Genomic DNA, 19,022 nt, shown 5'->3' on the forward strand with positions numbered 1-19,022 from the left:
CGGCGTCACCGCAGAAGCTTGGTCCAGACACGGTCGTAAAGTTTGGTGACGGCGGGCGTGCAGGCGGTCAGGAATTCCGGCGCCGGCGCGCTTTCGGGCGGGCTGAGTTCAGGGGCACCGGCAAGTGCCTTGTCGACGAAGGCTTCGGCGCCTTTGATGCCGTTGGCGTAGCGGGCATAGTTGGTGATCATCGCCGCGTTTTCGGGATCCATAATGAAATTGATCCAGAGCTTGGCGTTCTCGATGTCCGGTGCGCCCTTCGGCACAGCGACATTATCCATCCAGCCGGTGTAGCCTTCCTTCGGGTAGATGTATTCGATCGACGGTCGTTCGTCGCGGGCACGCATGGCGTAGCCGTTCCAGCTCATGGAAACGGCCGCTTCGCCGGAAACCAGCAATTCCTTGGTCTCGGAGTTGTAGCTCTTGACGAATTGCTTCTGCGTCGACAGCAGGTCGAGTACCGCCTTCAGGTCCTCGGGGTTGTCGTTGCAGCGCGGCTTGCCGAGGTAGCGCAACGCCATGTTGATGACGTCGTTGACGTCACGCAGCATGTTGATCTTGCCCTTTGCCGCGTCATCCGGTTCGAACAGGATCTTCAGCGAGGTGTCATCGCCCTTGACGATATCGCGGTCGACAGCAAGACCGGTCGAGCCCCAGGCCCAGGGTGCCGAATAGAGGCGTCCCTTGTCCCAGAAGACGTCCCGCCACATCTCGTCGACATGCTGGTAGTTCGGCATCGCCGCGACATTGATCGGCTCGAGCAGCTTCTCGCCGATCAGGATCGTCATGGTATCGTGGCCGGGTACGATGATGTCGTAGCCGCCGGCCCCCGATTTCAGCTTGGCAAGCATGGTCTCCATGGAATCGTAGGTGTCGATATGGACCTTGACCCCGTAGGTTTTCTCGAATTTCTCGACCATCTCGGGCGGCGTGTATTCGCCCCAGGTGTAGATGAAGAGGTCGCCCGCCGCGAAGGCCTGGGCTGGCAGGGTCGAGGTAAGCAGGGCAGTAAAGACGGCGGCCTTTTTCATTAGATGTTCCCTTCATTGTTTTGATTTTCGTTGATTTTCGCGAAGTCAGTGCTTGCGGCCCGCCTGCCCCAGCAATCCCGAAATCAAGACCAGCACGGTCGAGGCGACGAGCATCAGCGTTGAGATGGCGTTGACCTCGGGCGTCATGCCGAGCCTGAGCATGCCGTAGATGTGCAGCGGCAGGGTGGTGGCGCCGGGACCGGCAACAAGGGCGGTGATGATGAAATCATCGAGCGAGATGATGAAGGCGAGCAGCCAGCCGGAGACGAGGCCGGGCAGCAGCAGAGGCAGCGTGATGCGCAGGAAGGCCTTGGCCGGCGAAGCATAGAGATCGGCCGCCGCCGACGGCAGCGTCGCGTCCATGCTTTCGAGCCGTGCCTTGATCGGCAGATAGGAGAAAGGGATGCAGAAGACGATGTGGGCAATCAGGATGGTGGCAAAGCCGAGGCTGATGCCGACGGACACGAAGAAGACGAGCGAGGCGACAGCGGTGACGATTTCCGGCACCATCAATGGGAAGGTGAGAACGACATAGGCGCCCTCTCCGCCGCCCTTCTTGCGGTTGACCGTGGCAATGGCGGCACCGAGCGCAAAGACCGTGGCGACGGTCGCGGCGATGATGGCGATCACCACCGAATTGATGGCGGCTGTCTGGATGTTCTGATTGGCAAAGACCGTTTGATACCAACGGAAGGAGAAACCTGCCCAACGGGTGACGGACCGGCCGTCGTTGAAGGAGTAGATCGCCAGAACGACGATCGGCGCATAGAGGAAGACGACGCAGCCGACGGAGAGAAGACCGAAACCGGGAAAGACACGAAGGTCGCGCAAGCGGGCGGTGGACATGGCGGACCTCCCCTTAGTTCTGCTGTTGCTGCTGGGCGGCGCGCCGCGCCAGCCAGAGAAGGACGATGAGGGTGATGGTGAGCAGGATCATCGACAGCGCGGCACCAAACGGCCAGTTGCGCGCCGCCTGGAATTGCGTACCGATCAGGTTACCGATCATCAGCGTCTTGCCGCCGCCGAGAATATCCGGGGCCAGATAGGAGCCGACCGAGGGAATGAAGACGAGCAGGCTGCCGGCGATCAGCCCCGGTCGCATGACCGGCAGCACGATGCGGAAGAACGCAACCCTGCGGCTCGCATAGAGATCGTAGGCCGCCTCCAGCAGGCGGAAATCGAACCGTTCGAAGGCCGAATAGAGCGGCAGCACCATGAAGGGCAGGAACGAGTAGATCAGCCCGAGCGAGATGGCAAAGCCGTTGTAGCTCAGTGCCAGGGGCTGGCCGATGAACCCAACGTCGATCAAAGCGCTGTTGATTGGGCCATCGTCACGCAACACGAAAAGCAAAGCGATGGTGCGGATCAGGAGGTTTACCCAGTAAGGAATGGTGATCAGGAACAGCCAGATGTTCTTCACCCGGTTGGAGCGGGTGGCGATGTAGTAGGCGGTGGGCACGCTGATCACGAGGCAGAGAAGCGTCGCGACGGTCGCCTGCATGAGCGAGCGGGCGACGATGATCAGATAGTCGGGTGTAAAGGTCAGGCTGTCGTCGAGGAAATCCCGCTCGAACAGGATCTGCTCGTAGGCGGCGGCGGTAAAGGACCACTCGACGCCGCCATAAGCGCCCGGCACGAGAAGCGAATAGGTGAGCATGATCGCAATCGGCGCGACCATGAACACCAGGATGATGCCGAGCGATGGCCACAGAAGGCTGGCATGGGCAAGCCCCGGCGGGATGCGCGAGGAAAGAGCAAGAGGCCGGGCGCTCATGACAGGAGCACCTTGATGGAGCCGGGCTCAAAACCGAGGCTGACGACATCGCCCGGCGCGAAATCCTGGCGGCCGCGCAGACCACCGCGGGGAGACCGCGCCGTCAGCGCGTGCCCGCCGGCGCGCAGGTGATATTCAACCGCATTGCCGAGATAAGTGCGATCGGCAACCGTTGCCGACGCTTGTCCGCCGCATTGGCCGACGCCCAGAACCAGCCGCTCGGGGCGGATCGAGAGCCAGACCTCTTGCCCGTCCTCGACATGCTCAGCGATCGGCGCATGCACCTGGCCAAAACCCTCGATGTCGAGAGCTGCCTCACTGCCAGCGGTCCCTGTAACCTTCGCCTCGATCAGGTTCGACTCGCCGATGAAATCGGCAACGAAGCGGCTTTGTGGCTGTTCATAAATCTCCTCAGGCGTGCCGACCTGCTGCAGGAGACCGTTGCTGATGACGGCGACCCGGTCGCTCATCGCAAGGGCCTCTTCCTGGTCATGGGTGACGAAAATGAAGGTAATGCCGGTTTCGCGCTGGAGGGATTTCAGTTCCAACCGCATCTTCTGCCGGAGCTTCAGGTCGAGCGCCGACAGCGGCTCGTCGAGCAGCAGGAGCTTGGGCTGCGGTGCGAGCGCGCGGGCAAGTGCGACGCGCTGGCGCTGCCCGCCCGACATCGTGTCCGGGCGGCGATCGGCATATTCGCGCATGTGAACAAGATCGAGCATGCGCTCGACGGTGCGATCGACTTCGGCCCTCGGCTTGCCGAGCATTTCAAGGCCGAAGGCAATGTTGCGGCGAACGGTCATATGCGGGAACAGCGCATATTGCTGGAACACGGTGTTGACCGGCCGCGCTTCCGGCGGGAGGCGGCTGACGTCTTCTCCGAAGATGCGGCAGGAGCCTGACGTCAGCATTTCGAAACCGCCGAGGATGCGCAGCAAGGTGGTCTTGCCGCAGCCGGAGGGGCCAAGCAGGGTGAAGAACTCGTTGGCGCGGATGGAAAGACTGACGTCCTTCAGTGCCTCATGGGCCTGCGGCGTGCCGGCATTATAGGTCTTGCGCAGGCTTCGAACCTCGGCGGCGACGCTGTTTGGAAGCTGCACCGGATCGCAACCAGCCATCGGCACGATGTTGCTTTCGGCCCGCGGCCTTGGATCGGGGTGTTTGATGGCGCGCTGCATGGTTCTCCTCCACTTGAGCCGAGGGGAGCGACATACCGCTCGGCATGGAGAAACTATGCGTGGCGCAGACGTGGGGCGTTAGTCCCCCAGAGGGGGTACCACCGATGCCCGCGTCTCCAGATGCCTGGAAACGCGAAAAAGGCGGCCACAAGCCGCCTTTTAGAAAACCGCGTCAATGAGCACTGTCGCTTAAGTCTACGATCGCATTTCACCCCATGAACGACGGTCGCGTTCCTTTCAGCTTCCCGCTTGCGAGTTGCGGAAAAGGATGACCAAGGCGGTTGCGACGATCATGATCACCGAGATGGCGGCCACGGCCGGATCGAGATCCAGACGCAGGTTGTCCCATATGCGCTTGGGCAGTGTGATGACGTTGACGCCGCTGACGAACAGGGTGACGGAACTCTCCTCCCAGGACATGACGAGGCTGACGAACCAGGCGGCGAACAGCCCGAAGCGAATGTTCGGCAGGATCACCCGGAAAATCGACTGCAGCTGGCTTGCCCCGAGGTTTCGGGCGGCAAGCTCGAGGTTCCGGTCCAGCCGACTGAGCGCGCCGAGGATGGCGATGACAGCAAACGGTACAATCATCACCACATGCGAGAGCACCAGTCCGGGGATCGTGTCGAGCAGGCCTATCTGCGCCAGCAGGAAATAAAGCGCGACCGCGGAGGTGACGGGCGGGACGATGATCGGCAACAGAACGAGGCCGATCAGGAAGCGTCCGCTCGCCGGCCGGCGCAGCCAGACACCGATGCCGAAGGCTGCAGCAAGCGCCGTTGCGATGACGCTCGAAAGAAGAGCGACGAGCGTGCTCGTGCCGATGCTCGAAAGCCAGGTATCGGTATCGAAAATCGCCAGGTAGTGCCTGAACGAATACTCCCCGTCCGGCATCGACAGGAAGCGCTTGGCCGTGAAGGAAAACGGGATGACGGCGGCAAGAGGCAGGAGCAGGAAGAGCCCGGCCACACCGGCAAGAAAGCCGCCAAGACGTGATGTGCCAAACATAATCCACCTACCGCGACATGAGTTGTTCGATGCGCATGACGCGCTGCGACAGCCAGAGGATGGCAAAGACGACGACGAGCAGCACGACGCCGAGAGCGGCACCGAGCCCCCAGTTGGCCGTCTGGAACATCTGTACGAACACCGATTCCGCCGTCATCACCACCCGACCGCCGCCGAGGATCATCGGGGTGACGAAGAAACCGAGCGAGAAGATGAAGGTCATCGCCAGTGCCGAAAACACACCCGGCAGAGACATTGGCAGATAGATCCGCCAGAACACGCCAAGCGGCCGGCAACCGAGGCCGAGCGCGGCCAGAAGCACGCGCCTGTCGATCTTGCGCATGACGGAGGCCATCGGCAGGATCGCGAACGGCACCATGAAGTGCACCATGCCAGTTATCACCGACCAGACGTTTCGGCCGGTCGAAAGTCCACTCAGACCGAAGGCCGCCGCGACGTCGCTGGCAAGCCCGTTGTTGCGCAGGATGACCACCCAGCCGAAGGCGCGCACCAGCACCGAGATCCAGAACGGAATGAAGATGCAGATCTCGATTAGCCGGCTGCGGCGCGCACTGCCCATCACCCAGTAGTAGGCGAGCAGATAGGCGATCGGAATAGTGATCGCGGTGCTCAAGAGGCACACCCAGAAGGTTCTCAGAAAGATCGCCTGGAAGTCCGCACCGGAGAAGATACGAAGATAGTTGCCGACGCCGAGCTCAGGCCGTGTGACGCTCCAGAGCGTCACGCCGGCAAAGGGCAGCACATAGGCAAGCAAGAGGATCACCGGCAATGCCCAGAGCATTAAAAGCGATCCGCTCGCGCCGGGAGGCCTAAGCAACAGGAAACGCCTCTCGATCATGACGCGGTCATCGCCAGGTATTTTTCGAGCGCCGCATCGCCGCGGGCCGAATACCAGTCCATGTCCATCAGCACCTGTTGTGCCATGTTCTCAGCCGAGCTGCAGTCCAGCCGCTTGAGCTCCGCCGGCACGAGATCATGGGCAAGCGGATTGGAAGGGCCGCAGCCAAGTGCTTTCAGCAACTCGACCTGGCGCGCCGGATCCTGGCAGTAGCGGATGAAATCCATCGCCCGGGCGGACCCCGCCGGATTGCCCTTGATCACAGCCCAGCCCGACGGCGCAAGGATACCTTCGGCATAGGTCCAGCTGACATCGCCGCCTGTGTCTTTCTCCACCAGGTTGGCGCGGGTGTGCCATATCAGCGCCATCGACGCCTCGCCGTCGCGCATCAGCTGCTGGCTCTCGGCACCGGAATCCCAGAAGCTGACGATATGCGGCTTGATCTCATTGAGCTTGCGGATGGCGCGTTCTTCGTCGAGCGGATAGAGCTTGTCCATCGGCACGCCGTCGGCAAGGAGTGCTGCCTCCATGCAGCCCGACATCCACTTGTAGAGCGAGCGCTTGCCCGGATATTTTTCGACGTTCCAGAAATCCGCCCAGGACTTCGGTGGGTTGTCGCCGAATTTCTTGGCATCATAGGCGATGACATAGCTCAGGAAATAGTTGGCGACGCTGTATTCATAGGCAAAGCCCGATTGCACCTTCTCGCGATCGACCACCTTGTAGTCGATCGGCTCGATCATGCCTGCTTGGCCGAGCGATTTCGTCGCGCCCGGGTCGGCATCGCAGACGTCCCAAGAGACCGCGCCGCTTTCGAACTGCGCCTTCATCGCGCCCTTGGTCGGCCCAGAGCCGTCGATCTTCACCGCGATGCCCTGTTGTTCGGCATAGTTGCCTGTCAGCGCTGTCTCGAAAGCGCCGACGGCGTCCCCGCCCCAATTGGTGACGACCAGTTGCCCGTCGGCCGCCCTCGCCGATCGGCTGCCAAGATGCGGTGCGACGCCCAGCAAAACGAGGCCGGTCAGAAACGTCCGCCGGTCAATGCGACCCGAAAGATGACCGTCCTTCAGGAGTTCAAGGCATTCCGCTTTCAGATCGTTACTCATTGCATTTCCCCTTGTTGTTGTTTGGTTCGCATGCATTTGAAGCGTGTCAGCCGGCGAGCACCCGCCCGTCCATATGGCCCCAGTGCACCCAGAGCTGCTCGCCGCGCGCCGGGGGCACGCCGAGCGCGTCTCGCGTCGCCGTTACCGTCAGGCCCGTTCCCTCCGGCGCGCTGCCTTTGACGATGGTCGTACCACCCTGGAAGACGACGCCATTGACGGTCATCGGCAGCAGATTGTGGTCGGTCTTTGGTCGCTGGCGGCAAAGCGTCAGCTTCTCCGGTCGAATGGCGAGCACGGCCGGTGCGCCCGCCAACTGTTCGGCATCGGGGAGCGCCGCCCGTACACCGAATTCCCCGACATGCGCATGAAACTCGCCGGAAACGGCGCGCTGCCGCGAGACCGGCAACGTGTTCATCGTGCCGAGAAACTCGGCGACAAACCGGGTGTTGGGTTCATCGTAGAGCACGTTCGGCCGGTCGAGCTGGACGATGCGGCCGCGATCAAAGATCGCGATCCGATCCGACATCGCCATCGCTTCCATCTGGTCGTGCGTGACGAAAAGAAAGGTCGTTCCCGTCTTGCGATGGATATCGACCAGTTCGTCCTGCAATTGTTCGCGCAGGTTCTTGTCGAGTGCCGAGAGCGGTTCGTCCAAAAGCAGAAGCTCCGGCTCGAACACCAGCGCACGCGCAAGCGCCACGCGCTGCTGCTGACCGCCCGACAGCGCCGAGGGGCGTTTGTGCTCATGTCCCCTGAGGCCGACAAGGTCGACCATCCGCGCCACCCGCTGCTCGACCTCGGCGCGCATAACCTTCCGTACGCGCAGCGAAAAGGCGATGTTCTCCGCAACGGTCAAATGCGGGAACAATGCGTAGCCCTGAAACACCATGCCGAAATTGCGCCTGTCGGCAGGCGTGTCACCGATGTCCTCGCCATTCTTCAAAACAGCGCCTGACGACAACGGCTCGAAGCCGGCGATCGCGTTCAAAAGTGTCGACTTGCCCGATCCGGACGGGCCGAGAAAGGTGAGGAACTCCCCCTTCTCAATGTCGAGCGACACGTTTCTCAGAGCCTCGAAGCTATCGAAGGACTTGCAGGCTTCGCGAATGGAAATATGGGCTGGCATGGCTGCCTCCGATCAATCGACGCTGTCGCGGATTAGCGGACTCGTCGAGCAATGGATACCGCCGCCGTTAAGTTGCACCTTGTCGTAATCGATCTCGAGCACGGTGACATTGCTGCGGGAAAGCGCCTCGCGCGTGCGATCGGAAAGCCCGCGCGGCATGATCACGCGACCGGGCGCGATCGCCAGACCGTTGACGATCCAAGGATTGTCATCCTCGTTCATCTCGATCGTGCGGATGCCGAGCTGGCGGAGTTTCTCGAGGAAGACGAAGGAGAGACCGCGCGGCCAGATCAGCGCGAGATCGACGTCAATCATCAGGAAATGGCCGTCGATATGGATGTCGTAGCCGCAGAGGTCGACGACCAGAAGTTCGACACCCTGGTAGCGAAGCACCTCGGCGATCTGGCTGATGCCGTCGTCGTTGATGCGGATGCCACGGCCGATGACGGCGGTGCGGCTGTTGAGCCAGGCAAAGCTTCCGCCTTCGGCCATGGCCGTTCCGTGCAGGGTGCGAAGCACCGGCATTCCCTGTTTTGCCAGCGTCCGGGTCACGGCGAGTTCCTCGCCATGACGCATGCGCGGTGCCAGCCGGGGGATGATCGCGCCACCCTTGACGGCGATGCACGAGTCTCGGGTGTAGACCGACTTGAACCGACCGCGATCAACGCCCTCGACATAAACGACTTCGACGCCTTCGGCCCGCAGCAAATCGGTCAGGCCGTCATGCTGGGCCTGCAGTTCCTCAAGCGTCGGGATGCTGTCGCTCTGCCAGTACCAGCCTGTCTCGAGGTCGCCATAGGTGCCGATTTCCTCGATGCGCTTGGTGCGGTCGATGACGGAAAACTCCTCGCCGGGGCGATGCATCAGGACGGTGCGGAGCTGCCCGACGTCGTTGTTGCACCCCCAGTTTCGACCCCAGAGATTTTCCAGCCGCTCGGGCGCCTCGAAAGCGGGCTCGGCGACAGAGCCGAAATACTTGATCGTCGCGGAGTAGAGATCCTTTTTCTTCGGCGGCACGGCGTTCATGTGTAGTTCCCTTGGTGTTGGCCGGCTGTCATATCAGCCCGCCGTTTCGTTAAAGCAGATGCTAACGGATCGTTTTCCTCCCTCATAACGAATTGATTTCCGCCTTCAATTGAGGTTTTCTCAAGCATTGACGAGATCGGGGAGCGAGATCCGTGACAAGACTGCCGCCACTCAATGCCTTGCGCGCCTTCGAGGCGAGCGCCCGAAACAAAAGCCTGACCAAGGCCGCGAATGAGCTGCACGTTACGCCGGGAGCGGTCAGCAAACAGTTCCGGCAGCTGGAGGAGCATTTCGGCTTTGCGCTTGCGGTCAAATCACGTGACAGCTTCGTCCTGACGCCTGAGGGCCAGGAGCTCTTCTCCAAGCTCGCCCAATCCTTCGAGACCCTCAACGATGCGGTGCTCGGCCTTCAGCGCAATCCGATCGCCGGGCGGCTTGCCGTAAGGTGCATGCCGGCCTTTGCAACGCGATGGCTGGTGCCACGGCTCGGCAAGTTCTACGACCGCCACGAACGCGTCGAATTGCAAATCCTCTCGATGCCGGAATGGGGCGAACCGTTCCCTGACGGCCAGGCCGATCTTGCCATCATGTTCGGGGATCCGGCTGTCGCAAAGGGCGAAGCGACACCGCTCAAGCAGATGGAGTTTTTTCCGGTCTGCAGCCCGATCCTGATCAACCGCGATGGCGACATCAAGCGCACCAAGGACCTGACCCGGCATGTGCTCCTCGACGGCGTCGGTTCCACCCATTGGAACGACTGGTTCAAGCATCACGGCCAGGAAATTCCCGCAACGGTTCGCCGGCTGAGTTTCGAAGACTTCAACCAGAATCTGGCCGCGGCGCGCTGCGGGATTGGCATCGCGATGGGCGACAACATCACCGCAGCCGAAGAGCTAGCCCAAGGGGCGCTCGTGCGGCCGCTCAAGGGTTTCATCAAATCGGCAACAAAGGGCTACTACATCGTCACGCAGAAGAACCGGGACAGCTCGCCGCTCGCCAAAGTGTTTATCGAGTGGGTGGTCAACGAGGCGCAGGCGACGGTTGAATTCGCCTGAAAGCTGACGGCGGCACCGGCATCAGTCGCCGCCCGACGCTGCCTGATCCATGCGCATCTGGCGCAGCATGTTCCGCCCGGCGATCAGCATCTCGAACAGGAAGGCCAACAGCGACCCGATGAGCGAGACGATCGCGCCGCCGAAAAACCAGAAAAGGTTCTCCTCGCGAAACCCGAAGGCAAGCGCGCCGGCGAGCAGATTGAGAATGGCGCAGCCCGTGCAGATCGCCGCGAAAGTCCCCAGCGCAACGGCAATCTCCAGCGCCAGCGTCCGCCGGCGCAGATAGTCAAGCTGCATCCGCCGCGCGTCGTTCTGCTCGTATTTCTCCCCGATCTCGTTGACGCGATCGGACACCCTGCCAAGCCGGGAGGCATAGACACTGACGAAGCCGGCAGTGCCGGCGAGAAGAAAGACGGGCGCCAGCGAGGTTTGGACGATCGAAGCGAGATCGATGACGGTCGACGGCGTCTCCATGCTTGCCTTCATTTTGCGTCGCTCGCTTCCGGCGAGACCGGGAGGAGCACTCTAGTCAGTTTTGACGGATATAATAGCGATACAAACACCGAGATTTGGCGCAGATAGATGCGCTTCATACCCTTATCAAGGGAATACGGGAGCGACCCAGCCCGACGTTCACACGCCCAACAGCAACGTCCGCACCAGGGGATGCTTGGCGTGGGCAAGGCCGTCGACGACGTTGAAGTGGTGCCGGTCCGGCTCCGCGACAGCAGCCGTCGTTGCACCCAATCCGGTCCAGATATTGGCAAGAAGCGCGTTCTGACGCAGGAACTCCGCACGCTCGCCGCCTCCGACCCAGCAGGTGATGCGGGCGTCTGGCATCGGCCGCAGCAGTGCCGGGCTCTGTGAAAGTGCCTCGGCCTCGTCGATCGCGAGCTTCTCGTTCATGGCCGTCGACATGATCGGGCGCAGGTCATGCACGCCGGAGATCGAGACGACGTTGCGGATCCGGCCCTGGACATCAGGCGAAAGCGGCGCGGTCGTCGTGATCATTCGGCTGACGAGGTGGCCGCCGGCCGAATGGCCGGTCAGCATCAAGGGACCCTCGACGCGTTTCGATGCCTCGCTGATAGCGGCGGCGACCTCTTCGACGATCCCGGCAATGCGAATCTTTGGGCAGAGGGTGTAGGACGGCATCGCGACGGCATAGCCGCGCTCCACTGCTCCGGCCGCCAGGTGCGACCAGAAGCTCTTGTCGAGCTGTAGCCAGTACCCGCCGTGGACGAAGACCACCAGGCCCTTGGGCGAACCGTCGGGAAGAAAGAGATCCATGCGGTTCCTCGGCCGATCGCCATAGGCAAGGTCGAGTTTGGCGCGTCCGGCGCTCAAGAGGGCGTTGCGGAACGCCTCGGCCGGTTTGACCCAGGCTTCCGGCCAGCGATCGCCGCGCGCGATGTTCGAGCCGTTCGCATAGGCGTCGTCCCAGTCGGAAATGCGGTGTTCCAGCATCGATTTCATCCTCCCTTTGATGTCTCCTCACAGATAGCAATCGCCTGCCCCACCGGGAAAGGCAATGCCGGCAATCGAAAAAAACTTTAGGCTTGAAATAATTTTGGACTGGTGCGATGCTGCCCCATGTTCAGCCGAGAAGTGGAGGTCTCGCTGTGCCTATCGCCATAACTGGAGTCGCGCCGGCGACGGCCCGTGTCACTTTGAATAGTGCCGCGACGCTTGCCGCTTGTCCGCAGACCAGGGCTTTGAACCACCGCAAGACTTTCCGCCGGCTTTGAACAATGCCTGGGCAACAGGCACGAACGAAATTAGGGAACAGCCGCCACATGCTTGGACCGACTTCGCACGTCGATACGTTCACCCGTGACCATCTTCCGCCACAGGAAGAATGGCCGGAGTTTCTTCTCGAAGGTTTTGACTACCCGGATCACCTCAACGCCGCCGTCGAATTGACGGACGCCATGGTTGCCAAGGGTTTCGGCGATCATACCGCGTTGATCGGCAATGGCCGCCGCCGGACTTACAAGGAACTGTCCGACTGGACCAACCGTCTCGCCCACGCGCTGGTTGAGAATTACGGTGTGAAGCCCGGGCACCGCGTGCTCATCCGCTCCGCCAACAATCCGGCCATGGTCGCCTGCTGGCTGGCAGCCACCAAGGCCGGCGCCGTCGTCGTCAACACCATGCCGATGCTCCGGGCCGGGGAACTCGCCAAGATCGTCGACAAGGCCGAAGTCAGCCTGGCACTTTGCGACACGCGACTGATGGAAGAAATGATCGTCTGCGCCAAGGACAGCCGCTTCCTGAAGCAGGTCGTGAGTTTCGACGGGACCGCGAACCACGACGCCGAACTCGACCGCATTGCGCTCGACAAATCAGTGGTCTTCGAGGCGGTGCATACCGGTCGCGACGATGTGGCGTTGCTCGGTTTCACCTCTGGCACGACGGGGATTCCGAAGGCGACCATGCACTTTCACCGCGATCTCCTGGCGATCGCCGACGGCTATGCCCGCGAAGTGCTCGGGGTCACGCCCGACGATATCTTCGTCGGCTCGCCGCCGCTCGCATTCACCTTTGGCCTTGGCGGCCTTGCGATCTTCCCCTTGCGCTTTGGAGCCGCAGCGACACTGCTCGAGCATGCGACGCCGGCCAACATGGTGGAGATCATCGAGAAGTACAAAGCGACGATCTCGTTTACCGCCCCCACCGCCTATCGGGCAATGATGAAGGCGATGGATAACGGCGCCGATCTTTCATCACTGCGCGTCGCGATCTCGGCGGGCGAGACCCTGCCCGGTCCGGTCTTCGAGGAATGGACGGCCAAGACCGGCAAGCCGATCCTCGACGGGATCGGCGCGACCGAGATGCTGCATATCTTCATTTCCAACCGCTTCGAGGACCGCAAGCCCGCCTCGACCGGAAAGCCGGTCGGCGGCTACGAAGCGCGGATCGTCAATGACGACATGCAGGAAGTCCCCCGCGGCACGATCGGCAGGCTTGCGGTGCGTGGCCCGACCGGCTGCCGCTACATGGCCGACAGCCGACAGCGCGACTATGTGCGCGACGGCTGGAACCTGACCGGCGACGCCTTCTATCAGGACGAGGACGGCTTCTTCCATTTCGCCGCCCGTTCGGACGACATGATCATCACCGCCGGCTACAACATCGCCGGCCCCGAGGTCGAAGCCGCCCTGATTTCCCACCCGGAGGTCGCAGAATGCGCCGTCGTCGGTGCGCCCGATCAGGAACGCGGCCAGATTGTCGAAGCCTATGTCGTTCTGATATCTGGCGTGTCGGCAGACGACGCAACGATCAAGCGTCTGCAGGATCATGTGAAGGCGACGATCGCGCCTTACAAATATCCGCGATCGGTAAAGTTCCTGGACAACCTGCCGAAAACAGCCACGGGCAAGATCCAGCGGTTCCGATTGCGGTCGGAGAACTGAAAACATGAGCAAATCATACGACCCTTCGAAAGAAGGCGCCCAGATGTCGTTCGAGGGACGCATGTCCTATAGCGACTACCTGATGCTGGAAAAGGTACTGGATGCGCAGGAGCCGCTTTCCAAAGCCCATGACGAGATGCTGTTCATAATCCAGCATCAGACGTCCGAGCTCTGGATGAAGCTCGCGCTGCACGAGATCAACGCGGCGGTCCGCTCGATCCGCGACGACCGGCTGGAGCCCGCATTCAAGATGCTGACGCGCGTCGCCCGCATCTTCGAGCAGCTGAACAGCGCCTGGGATGTGCTGCGAACGATGACCCCCAGCGAATACACCACGTTCCGTGAATCGCTCGGCCAATCCTCCGGCTTCCAGTCCTGGCAGTACCGGGCGATCGAGTTCCTCGCCGGCAACCGCAATGTCGCGATGCTCGGGCCGCATGCGCACCGCCCCGACATCATGGAAAAGCTGGAAGCGATCCTGGCAGCGCCGTCGCTCTACGACGAGGCGATCCGGCTTCTTTCGCGCAACGGTTTCGATGTCGGCGCGGAGGCGGACAAGAGCGATTTCCGCGAGACGCGCACGGAAAGCGAAAAGGTCTTCGCCGCCTGGCAGATCGTCTACCGCGATCCCGAGCGCTATTGGATGCTCTACGAGCTCGCCGAGAAACTGGTCGATTTCGAGGACTACTTCCGTCGCTGGCGCTTCAACCACGTCACGACCGTCGAGCGCATCATCGGCATGAAACGCGGAACCGGGGGCACATCCGGCGCGTCCTATCTGAAAAAGATGCTCGAAGTGGAACTTTTCCCCGAGCTCTGGCACGTGCGCACGGGTCTCTGATAGAACACAACCCAAAAGGGAACCAACAAAGAGGAGAACAGCATGAACCGCATTCTGGCAGCAGGCCTTCTTGGCCTTTCACTTGCAACGTCAAGCCTTGCCCATGCCGAGCCGGTGAAGATCGGCGTCATCACCACACTGTCGGGCGGCGGCGCCGGCCTCGGCATCGATATGCGCGACGCCTTCACGCTGGCGATCAAGCAGTCGGGCAACAAGGACGTCGAGCTGGTGATCGAGGACGATGCCCAGAAGCCGGAACTTGCGGTGCAGATCGCCGAGAAGATGATCCAGGGCGACAAGGTCGACCTGATGACGGGGATCATCTGGTCGAACCTTGCGATGGCCGTCGTGCCGAACACGGTGGCACAGGACGTGATCTATCTGTCGCCGAACGCCGGTCCCTCGGCACTTGCCGGTGCGAACTGCAATGCGAACTATTTCAACGTCGCCTACCAGAACGACAATTTCCATGAGGCGATGGGGCAATACGCCAACAAGGACTATAAGAACGCCTTCATCCTCGCCCCCAACTACCCCGCCGGCAAGGACGCGCTGACCGGCTTCAAGCGCTATTACAAGGGCGCGCTTGCCGGCGAGATCTACACGCAGGTCGGGCAGACGGACTACGCTGCCGAAATCGCCCAGATCCGCGCCTCGGGTGCCGACACCGTCTACTTCTTCCTGCCCGGCGGCATGGGCATCGCCTTCATGAAGCAATATGCCCAGTCGGGCGTGAACATCCCCGTCATGGGCCCGGGCTTCTCCTTTAGCCAGGACGTCCTGCCGGCGATCGGCGACGCGGCGCTTGGCGTCAAGAACTCGGCGACCTGGTCGAAGGACCTCGACAACGAGGCCAACAAGAAGTTCGTCGAAGCCTTCAAGGCCGAGTACAAGCGCCTGCCCTCGATCTACGCGGCGCAGAGCTGGGATACCGCAAACCTGATCCTCGCCGCGCTGTCCAAGGCAAGCGTCAAAGACAAGGACGCCTTCCGCGCAGCACTTAAGGCAGCAGACTTCCAGTCGGTGCGCGGCAAATTCGTCTTCAACAACAACAACCACCCGATCCAGAACATCTACGTCCGCGAGGTGGTGAAGGAAGCCGACGGCGTGCTCACCAACAAGATTATCGCCACCGCCTTCGAAGACCACAAGGACGCCTACGCCGAGAAGTGCAGCATGTAGTGCCCTACACCTGTCGTTTGCCCGGGTGCGCGGCCTTGATGCCGCCATCCGGTCGATGATCCATGTCCTCCTGACATCAAGCTTGGACCGGTCTCTTGTTCACCGCACTTCTGATCGAACAACTGCTCAACGGGCTCCAGCTCGGTGTGATGCTGTTTCTGATGGCCGCCGGCCTGACCCTGATTTTCGGGGTCATGGGCCTCATCAACCTGGCGCACGGCTCACTGTATATGATCGGCGCGTTTGCCTGCGCCACGGTCGCAGCCGCCACCGGCTCCTTCTGGATCGGCCTCATCGCCAGCCTTGCAGCTGCAGCTGGTGTCGGCGCGATCATCGAGGTCGCCGTCATCCGCAGGCTCTACGACCGCGATCATCTCGATCAGGTCCTTGCGACCTTCGCGCTGATCCTGATCCTGTCGGAAGGCGCCCGCTGGCTCTTCGGCTCCTTCCCGCTCTATCTCGACATTCCCCCCTTGCTCCAGGGTGCCGTACCGCTGCCGGGCGGCGGCCAGTACCAGCTCTACCGCCTGGCGATCATCGGCGTCGGCATTGCCGTTGCGATCGGCCTCTATCTGTTGATCTCCAGAACCCGGCTCGGCATGCGCATCCGGGCGGGCGAGTCCGATCGAGAGATGATCGGAGCGCTCGGTGTCGACATCGGCACGCTCTATACGGTCGTCTTCGCACTCGGTGCAGCGCTTGCCGGGCTTGCCGGCGCGTTGGTGGGCGCATTGCAATCGGTGCAGGTCGGCATGGGCGAACCGGTCCTCATCCTCGCCTTCGTCGTCATCGTCATTGGCGGTATCGGCTCGATCAAGGGGGCACTGGTCGGCGCTGTCATCGTCGGTGTCGTCGACACGATGGGCCGTTTCCTGCTCCCATCGCTTCTGGCACTCACCATGCCCGCATCGCAGGCGACCACGATCGGGGCGGCGCTCGCCTCGATGCTGATCTACGTCGTCATGGCCCTTATCCTCGCCTTCAGGCCGAGTGGCCTGTTTTCGGCACAGTCGTGAGGCCAAGATGACCCGCGAAACCACAATCAACCTGCTGCTCGCCCTGCTGCTTCTCGGTGCGCCGATACTGGCTGCAAGCTTGGGCGAACCCTTCTATGTGACGCTCGCAACCCGCATCGCCGTGCTGGCGCTTGCCGCCGTCGGCCTCAATATGGCGCTCGGGCTTGGTGGGCTGCTCTCTTTCGGGCATGCGGCCTTTTTCGGCCTCGGCGGTTATGTCGCCGGCATCCTCGCCACGCACGCCTTCAATGCCGAGCCGCTCTTTGCCGGCATTCCGGCGACGACATCCATGCCGCTGATCTGGGTCGTCGCCGTCGCGGTCGCCGGGCTCATCGCGTTGCCGATCGGTGCGATCAGCCTGCGCACCTCAGGCGTCTATTTCATCATGATCACGCTCGCCTTCGCGCAGATGATCTACTACTTCGCGATCTCCTGGCCGGCCTATGGCGGCGAGGACGGCCTGTCGCTGTCGATGCGCAACGCCTTTCCCGGCGTCAACACGGCCAAGCCCTTGCCCTATTTCCTGATCTGCTACGCGGCACTGATGGCGGCGCTGCTTCTGTTTCGCGTGGTCGAGGGTTCACGCTTCGGCAGCGCCCTGCAGGCGGCGAGACAGAACGGTACCCGGCTTGCCGCAGTCGGCATCGCACCTTTCAACATCCGCCTCGTCGCCTTCGCCGTCTCGGCGATGATCACCGGGTTTGCCGGCGCGCTCTATGCCGACCTCAATCGCTTCGTCGGTCCCTCTATGCTCTCCTGGCACATGTCGGGTGAACTGATCGTGCTGATCATCCTCGGCGGCAAAGGCCGACTGTTCGGCCCGGTTGCCGGCGCGATGATCTTCGTCTTCTTCGAATATGTGCTCGGCGGCATCACCGAGCGCTGGCAGTTCTTCCTCGGCCTCATCCTGCTCGGCATCGTGCTGTTTGCCCGCGGCGGTCTGCTGGGTCTCCTCTCCGGAAAGCCGCGCCATGTCTGAGCCCGTTCTCGAAATCCGCGACCTCAGAAAATCCTTCGGCGCCCTCAAGGCGACGGATGGCGTCAGCCTCGAGCTTCACCCGGGGCAGATCCATGCGCTGATCGGCCCGAACGGCGCCGGCAAGAGCACGCTGATCCACCAGATTGCCGGATCGCTCAAGGCCGACAGCGGCACGATCCGTTTTCTCGGCCAGGATATCGGCGGCCTCGATATGGCCGCCCGCGCAAGGCTCGGCCTTGCCCGTAGCTTCCAGATCTCCTCGCTGGCGCAGGAATTCTCGGCCCTTCGCAACGTCATGCTGGCGGTGCAGGCGCGCCACGGCAGCAGCTTCCACTTCTTTCGCCAGGTCAGCAACGACAAGCAACTGACCGAACCGGCGATGGCGATGCTGGAGCGCGTCGATCTTGCTGCGCGTGCCCACGTGCCGGCGGCCGAACTCTCGCACGGCGAACGCCGGCAACTCGAAATCGCCATCGCCCTGGCGCTGTCGCCGAAAGCCTTTCTGTTCGACGAGCCCATGGCCGGCATGGGACCGGAGGGCTCCAAGCGGCTGACTTCGTTCCTTGATGGGTTGCGTCACGAAGCGCCGATGCTCTTGGTGGAGCACGACATGGATGCGGTCTTTACGCTGGCGGATCGCATCTCCGTGCTGGTCTACGGTCGCATCATCGCGTCAGGCACGGTCGATGAAATCCGCAGCGATCCGGATGTGCGCCGGGCCTATCTGGGAGAAGCCGCGTGAGCCTGCTCGAACTCAAAGGTCTCGAAACCTTCTACGGCGCATCCCAAGCGCTCTTCGGCGTCAACCTCGATGTGCGCGAGGGCGAGGTCGTCGCGCTCATGGGCCGCAACGGCATGGGCAAGACGACGACGATCAACTCGATCCTCGGGCTCGTGCGCCCGCGTTCAGGCGCCATCTCCTTTGCCGGCAAGACCATCTCCGGCCTGCGCACGCACAGGATTGCAAGGCTCGGTCTCGGTCTCGTTCCTGAAGGACGGCGCTGCTTTCCCAATCTCACCGTCATGGAGAACCTCGTCGCCACGGCTCGCGGCAACGAATGGACCTTCGAGAAAGTGACCGCGCTCTTCCCTCGCCTCGGCGAGCGGCGCGATCAGTATGCCAACACGCTTTCGGGCGGGGAGCAGCAGATGCTTGCGATCGGCCGGGCCTTGATGACCAATCCCAGCCTGCTCATTCTCGACGAGGCAACGGAAGGGCTGGCGCCGGTCATTCGCCAGGATATCTGGTCGGCGATCCGCACTCTGAAGGCGGCAGGGCAGTCGATCCTCGTCGTCGACAAGACGCTTTCGGAACTCCTGCCCGTTGCCGACCGCTGCTTCGTCCTGGAAAAGGGCGCGACCGTGTTCGAGGGAGCGCCGCTTGCGCTGACGCCAGAACTCCAGGATCGCTATCTCGGCGTTTGATCG

Annotated in this window: 19 protein-coding genes; 8 read left to right on the forward strand and 11 right to left on the reverse strand. The window is 62.1% G+C overall.

Annotation, left to right across the window (positions count from 1 at the left end):
• Positions 1 to 5: 5 nt before the first annotated feature.
• The 9 genes from IB277_RS27125 to IB277_RS27165 form a co-directional block, all read right to left on the reverse strand.
• Positions 6 to 1,031 carry an extracellular solute-binding protein gene (locus tag IB277_RS27125; protein ID WP_192372061.1) on the reverse strand — a complete coding sequence of 342 codons (1,026 nt, stop codon included), beginning with the start codon at positions 1,029 to 1,031 and terminating at the stop codon, positions 6 to 8.
• Between the two features lie 45 nt (positions 1,032 to 1,076).
• Positions 1,077 to 1,877 (reverse strand): ABC transporter permease, encoded by an 801-nt coding sequence (locus IB277_RS27130; protein ID WP_060580759.1) that lies wholly within the window; start codon positions 1,875 to 1,877, stop codon positions 1,077 to 1,079.
• A 13-nt stretch (positions 1,878 to 1,890) separates the two neighbouring features.
• Positions 1,891 to 2,805 carry an ABC transporter permease gene (locus IB277_RS27135; RefSeq protein WP_192372062.1) on the reverse strand — a complete coding sequence of 305 codons (915 nt, stop codon included), beginning with the start codon at positions 2,803 to 2,805 and terminating at the stop codon, positions 1,891 to 1,893.
• Entirely contained in the window at positions 2,802 to 3,980 is a 1,179-nt protein-coding gene (locus IB277_RS27140) for an ABC transporter ATP-binding protein (RefSeq protein WP_371813685.1), read from the reverse strand. The genes IB277_RS27135 and IB277_RS27140 overlap by 4 nt, the downstream gene beginning before the upstream one ends.
• Positions 3,981 to 4,217: 237 nt before the next feature.
• Entirely contained in the window at positions 4,218 to 4,988 is a 771-nt protein-coding gene (locus IB277_RS27145) for an ABC transporter permease (protein ID WP_192372063.1), read from the reverse strand.
• 7 nt (positions 4,989 to 4,995) lie between these two features.
• A complete protein-coding gene (locus IB277_RS27150; RefSeq protein ID WP_246812832.1) occupies positions 4,996 to 5,790 on the reverse strand; it encodes an ABC transporter permease in 795 nt (264 codons plus the stop codon).
• A 53-nt stretch (positions 5,791 to 5,843) separates the two neighbouring features.
• Positions 5,844 to 6,953 carry an ABC transporter substrate-binding protein gene (locus tag IB277_RS27155; RefSeq protein ID WP_113294093.1) on the reverse strand — a complete coding sequence of 370 codons (1,110 nt, stop codon included), beginning with the start codon at positions 6,951 to 6,953 and terminating at the stop codon, positions 5,844 to 5,846.
• Positions 6,954 to 6,999: 46 nt separating this feature from the next.
• Positions 7,000 to 8,079 carry an ABC transporter ATP-binding protein gene (locus tag IB277_RS27160; protein ID WP_113294092.1) on the reverse strand — a complete coding sequence of 360 codons (1,080 nt, stop codon included), beginning with the start codon at positions 8,077 to 8,079 and terminating at the stop codon, positions 7,000 to 7,002.
• A gap of 12 nt (positions 8,080 to 8,091) precedes the next feature.
• The gene (locus IB277_RS27165) at positions 8,092 to 9,105 is read right to left on the reverse strand and encodes a dimethylarginine dimethylaminohydrolase family protein (RefSeq protein ID WP_192340438.1); all 1,014 of its coding nucleotides are present in this window, start codon (positions 9,103 to 9,105) and stop codon (positions 8,092 to 8,094) included.
• A 152-nt stretch (positions 9,106 to 9,257) separates the two neighbouring features.
• Here IB277_RS27165 and IB277_RS27170 point away from each other — a divergent pair, with 152 nt between their 5' ends.
• On the forward strand, positions 9,258 to 10,160 hold the full coding sequence (locus IB277_RS27170) for a LysR substrate-binding domain-containing protein (protein ID WP_060580766.1): 903 nt from the start codon (positions 9,258 to 9,260) through the stop codon (positions 10,158 to 10,160).
• A 21-nt stretch (positions 10,161 to 10,181) separates the two neighbouring features.
• On the opposite strand, the gene IB277_RS27175 is transcribed toward IB277_RS27170, so the two are convergent.
• Positions 10,182 to 10,634 carry a DUF2721 domain-containing protein gene (locus tag IB277_RS27175; RefSeq protein ID WP_034796355.1) on the reverse strand — a complete coding sequence of 151 codons (453 nt, stop codon included), beginning with the start codon at positions 10,632 to 10,634 and terminating at the stop codon, positions 10,182 to 10,184.
• Between the two features lie 159 nt (positions 10,635 to 10,793).
• A complete protein-coding gene (locus IB277_RS27180; protein WP_113294122.1) occupies positions 10,794 to 11,627 on the reverse strand; it encodes an alpha/beta hydrolase in 834 nt (277 codons plus the stop codon).
• Positions 11,628 to 11,956: 329 nt separating this feature from the next.
• Here IB277_RS27180 and IB277_RS27185 point away from each other — a divergent pair, with 329 nt between their 5' ends.
• The 7 genes from IB277_RS27185 (at position 11,957) to IB277_RS27215 (ending at position 19,019) form a co-directional block, all read left to right on the forward strand.
• On the forward strand, positions 11,957 to 13,576 hold the full coding sequence (locus IB277_RS27185) for a benzoate-CoA ligase family protein (RefSeq protein ID WP_034796293.1): 1,620 nt from the start codon (positions 11,957 to 11,959) through the stop codon (positions 13,574 to 13,576).
• A gap of 4 nt (positions 13,577 to 13,580) precedes the next feature.
• A complete protein-coding gene (gene kynA / locus IB277_RS27190; RefSeq protein ID WP_060580767.1) occupies positions 13,581 to 14,417 on the forward strand; it encodes a tryptophan 2,3-dioxygenase in 837 nt (278 codons plus the stop codon).
• 42 nt (positions 14,418 to 14,459) lie between these two features.
• Complete coding sequence (locus IB277_RS27195; protein ID WP_060518003.1) at positions 14,460 to 15,599, forward strand: ABC transporter substrate-binding protein; 1,140 nt, start codon at positions 14,460 to 14,462, stop codon at positions 15,597 to 15,599.
• 95 nt (positions 15,600 to 15,694) lie between these two features.
• Positions 15,695 to 16,615: a branched-chain amino acid ABC transporter permease gene (locus IB277_RS27200; RefSeq protein WP_034796285.1), complete on the forward strand. Its 921-nt coding sequence runs from the start codon at positions 15,695 to 15,697 to the stop codon at positions 16,613 to 16,615.
• Positions 16,616 to 16,622: 7 nt separating this feature from the next.
• The gene (locus IB277_RS27205) at positions 16,623 to 17,594 is read left to right on the forward strand and encodes a branched-chain amino acid ABC transporter permease (RefSeq protein WP_060580768.1); all 972 of its coding nucleotides are present in this window, start codon (positions 16,623 to 16,625) and stop codon (positions 17,592 to 17,594) included.
• Entirely contained in the window at positions 17,587 to 18,336 is a 750-nt protein-coding gene (locus IB277_RS27210) for an ABC transporter ATP-binding protein (RefSeq protein WP_192372064.1), read from the forward strand. Before IB277_RS27205 ends, IB277_RS27210 begins: the two co-directional genes overlap by 8 nt.
• On the forward strand, positions 18,333 to 19,019 hold the full coding sequence (locus IB277_RS27215) for an ABC transporter ATP-binding protein (protein ID WP_113294086.1): 687 nt from the start codon (positions 18,333 to 18,335) through the stop codon (positions 19,017 to 19,019). Before IB277_RS27210 ends, IB277_RS27215 begins: the two co-directional genes overlap by 4 nt.
• Positions 19,020 to 19,022: the final 3 nt, after the last annotated feature.

The organism is Ensifer sp. ENS07 (assembly GCF_014852185.1).
In the GTDB taxonomy this organism is placed as follows: Bacteria; Pseudomonadota; Alphaproteobacteria; order Rhizobiales; family Rhizobiaceae; genus Ensifer; species Ensifer adhaerens.